Below are 3,549 nucleotides of genomic sequence, written 5' to 3' on the forward strand. Positions count from 1 at the left end.
CGGAAGGTTTATTTCGGCTTCTACATCCCCGATGCCGAGCCGCGCCTCATTCCCGAGGGCGCGCATGTGCATGAGAGCGTGCTCAAGCGGATGGCGGTGGAGCCGGGCTACCGGCCGGTGAACATGCCGAAGGACTACGTGACGGTGCCGATGCCGGTGCCGCCGGGGGTGGACCTCGCGGCGGGGGAGGAGGTGGAGAGCGTGGCGGGGTGAGGCGGCGTGCCCTTACCCTCCCCTGGAGGGTGGGCACCCCGCTACCGCTGGTTTTACGCTTCGCTGACACTTTTCATTAAAATTCTCGTGCGCCGCTTAGCGCGATTGCATCATCTCGCGTGCCATCATGGCCCTCCAAACCGACTGCAACGCCGAGCGGACTTGGAGGGGACGTGCCACAGCATCCGCGAAAATTTGCCCGCGTGAAGCCCGCAGGACTGGTGTCGCGGCAGGCCAAGATCATCACCGACCCGCGCGCGCCGGTGATCCCGTGCACGCTGATCGACTATTCGCCCGGCGGGGCCTGCGTCGATCTCGGCGGCCAGGTGAAGATTCCCGATAGATTCGAGCTGCTGCACGTCAACACCAAGAAGCGCTGCCGCATCGCCTGGAAGCGCGGCACGCGCGTGGGCGTGGTGTTCTGAGGCAGCGGCTTACCCTCCCCTGGAGGGGGAGGGTCGATCGCATTCTGGGAGCTTTTTGCGCGGCCATCCTTCGAGACGCCCGCTCTGCGCGGGCTCCTCAGGATGAGGGCGGAGTTCGCGGCAGCAGCTTCAACGAGCACTTACGCTGGATCAGCCTCATCCTGAGGAGGCGCGTAAGCGCCGTCTCGAAGGACGAGGCGTGTGCGCAGGCCGCCGCCACAGGTCAAGTGCCCTCCCCCCCAGGAGAGGGTCAGCAAGCTACTTCCGCAGTCTCGCTTTCGTGCCCGCGACGATCTGCAGGGCGACGCCGGCGAGCCAGCCGGCGAAGACGAGCCAGGTCCAGGTCATGTGCGGGTCGAGCCGGAGCACGATCACCGCGACGGAGACGAAGGCGGTGAGCGTGGCGAGCAGCGTGCCGGCGGCGCTCATGAATTCGGCGGCGTCGATCTGGCTGTGGGCGTCGTCGAACGGCAGCTGCGGCGTGTCGATGCCGAGATAGAAGCCGACGGCGCCGAGCAGCATCATCAGCAGCAGGAAGCCCTGCGTGGTCAGCATCGGAATCGCCGCGCCGACATAGGCGCCGACGAACAGCCCGCACGCGGCGCCCGCCATCGCAAGGCCGACGCGCTCGAAGACGTGAGCCGCTTTGCGGACAGGATAACGCATGGGCGGGCCTCCGTTGCTTCGTTTCTTCGTAGAAGGTTAGGCCAGTTTTGAGGAGCGTGGAAGCAGAGGAGATTTACGGAGGGATTTGGAGGAAGGCCTTGGTTGCCTTTCCGTCGAGGCCGGGCTTGTCCCGGCCATCGTCATTGCTGTGCGAAAGCGAAGGAATCCAGAGTCTTTCCGCGGAGGGATTCTGGATTGCTTCGCTACGCTCGCAATGACGGGGGGCGGCAGCGCGCGCCTAGCGCGCGCCGAAGGTGGTCTTGCCGAACAGCGCCTTCTGCGTCGAGGGCTGCGAGCGCCAATATTGCGGCGGGGCCTCGACCTCGGCGCCGAGCTCGGCGGCGGCGTGCCAGGCCCAGCGCGGGTCGTAGAGCATGCCGCGGGCGAGCGCGACCATGTCGGCCTTGCCGCCGGCAACGATCTCCTCGGCCAGCTTCGCCTCCGTGATCAGGCCGACGGCGATGGTGGGCAGGCCGGTCTCGCGCTTGATGGCTTCGGCAAACTGCACCTGATATCCGGGGCCGAGCGGGATCTTCTGCAGCGGCGAGACGCCGCCGGAGGAGGCATCGATCCAGTCGACGCCACGCGCCTTCAAGGCCTTGGCGAAAGCGATGGTTTGCTCGAGGTCCCAGCCGCCCTCGACCCAGTCGGTCGACGACACCCGCATGCCGACCGGCTTGTCGGCAGGGAACGCGGCACGCACCGCGTCGAACACTTCGAGCGGAAAGCGCATGCGGTTCTCGAGGCTGCCGCCGTATTCGTCGGTGCGCCTGTTGGCGATCGGCGACAGGAATTGGTGCAGGAGATAGCCGTGCGCGCCGTGGACCTCGATGGCGTCGATGCCGAGCCGCGCGGCGCGGCGGGTCGCATCGACGAAGGCCTCACGGATGCGCTTCAGGCCGGCGGCATCGAGCGCAAGCGGGGCGGCCTCGCCCTCCTTGTGCGGCAGCGCCGACGGGCCGACCGTCTGCCAGCCGCCCTGCCCCTCCGGAATCAGCTGGCCGCCGTCCCAGGGCCTGGCGCTACTGGCCTTGCGGCCGGCATGAGCGAGCTGCATCGCGATCGCGGTGGAGGAATGCTTGCGCACCGAGGCGAGGATCGGCTTCAAGGCGGCCTCGCAGGCATCGTCGTAGAGGCCGAGGCAGCCCGGCGTGATGCGGCCGATCGCCTCGACATGCGTCGCCTCGATGCAGAACATCGCCGCGCCCGACAGGCTGAGATTGTTGATGTGGGTGAAGTGCCAGTCGGTGGCGACGCCATCCTCGGCCGAATATTGGCACATCGGCGACACCACGATGCGGTTCTTCAGGGTCAGGCCGCGCAGCTTGATCGGGGAAAACAGGGCGCTCATGCGAGGGGGTTCCGGACTGGAGAGATGGAAGCGATTGCATGAAGATTAGCGCGTGCGCAGCGAAATGCCAGTTGCGCGGCGGACATGGCCCACCGGGACAGGCTGCATTGCGCTGAACGGGATCTGCGCTTCGCTGGTCGGGACGACGAGCGTAGGCGCCTTAAGGCTTGATGCCTGCGGCCTTGATCAGCTCCTGATTGGCCACCAGCTCGTGCTTGACGAGGTCGTCCATCGCGGCGGGCTTCATCGGCCTCGGTTCGATCCCGAGCTTTGCCAGGCTCGCCTGCATCGCGGGCGTGGCCAGGACTTTCTCGGCGGCCGCGTGCAGCTTGTCGACGATCTCGCGCGGGGTCTTCGCCGGCACGAACACGCCGAACCAGATCTCGCTGTCGGCATCCTTCAAGCCGATCTCGGCCGGCGTCGGCACATCGGGCAGCTCGGCAACGCGCTTCGGCGTCGAGACCACCAGCGCGCGGACCTGGCCCTCGCGGATCAGCGGCAGCGCGGTCGCCAGCGGGCAGAAATACAGGTCGATGCGACCGCCGAGAATGTCGGCGATCACTTCCGGGCCGGCGCGATACGGCACATGGGTGGCCTCGATGCCGGCAGCGTAGCGGAACTTCTCGCTCGAGATGTGCACGGCGCTGCCGATGCCGACCGAGCCGAACGAGATCGAACCGGGCTTTGCCCTGGCGGCGGCGATGAAGTCCTGGATCGTCTTCCAGGGCCGCTCCTTCGGCACGATCATGACATTGGCACCGGATCCGATCATGAACACCGAGGCGAGATCGCGGCTGGGGTCGAAGCTCGCATTCGGGAACAGCAGGGGCGCAACGGTCAGCGCCGACGACTGCGCGAGCAGGCTGTAACCATCGGGATCGGACTTCGCGACCG

At 67.0% G+C, this 3,549-nt stretch carries 4 protein-coding genes and 1 pseudogene; 2 read left to right on the forward strand and 3 right to left on the reverse strand.

Annotated elements, in window-relative coordinates; genetic code table 11:
* Window positions 1–213 (forward strand): annotated as a pseudogene (locus JHD07_RS35415) (DUF2235 domain-containing protein); the annotation flags it as partial.
* Window positions 214–386: 173 nt separating this feature from the next.
* A complete protein-coding gene (locus tag JHD07_RS35420; RefSeq protein WP_291630643.1) occupies window positions 387–638 on the forward strand; it encodes a PilZ domain-containing protein in 252 nt (83 codons plus the stop codon).
* Window positions 639–896: 258 nt separating this feature from the next.
* Here JHD07_RS35420 and JHD07_RS35425 read toward each other — a convergent pair whose 3' ends face one another.
* From JHD07_RS35425 to JHD07_RS35435, 3 genes are all read right to left on the reverse strand, one after another.
* Window positions 897–1,304 (reverse strand): hypothetical protein, encoded by a 408-nt coding sequence (locus JHD07_RS35425; protein WP_291630645.1) that lies wholly within the window; start codon window positions 1,302–1,304, stop codon window positions 897–899.
* Window positions 1,305–1,542: 238 nt separating this feature from the next.
* Entirely contained in the window at window positions 1,543–2,655 is a 1,113-nt protein-coding gene (locus tag JHD07_RS35430; RefSeq protein ID WP_291630647.1) for an NADH:flavin oxidoreductase/NADH oxidase, read from the reverse strand.
* 160 nt (window positions 2,656–2,815) lie between these two features.
* The coding region (locus tag JHD07_RS35435) for a tripartite tricarboxylate transporter substrate-binding protein (protein WP_291630650.1) at window positions 2,816–3,549 on the reverse strand (734 nt) is incomplete at its 5' end.

This window comes from Bradyrhizobium sp., assembly GCF_016462955.1.
Lineage (GTDB): Bacteria > Pseudomonadota > Alphaproteobacteria > Rhizobiales > Xanthobacteraceae > Bradyrhizobium.

Bases quoted from the DNA above. Each gene is read 5' to 3' on its own strand.
- JHD07_RS35425 (WP_291630645.1), bottom strand. From the start codon at position 1,304: ATGCGTTATCCTGTCCGCAAAGCGGCTCACGTCTTCGAGCGCGTCGGC.
- JHD07_RS35430 (WP_291630647.1), bottom strand. From the start codon at position 2,655: ATGAGCGCCCTGTTTTCCCCGATCAAGCTGCGCGGCCTGACCCTGAAG.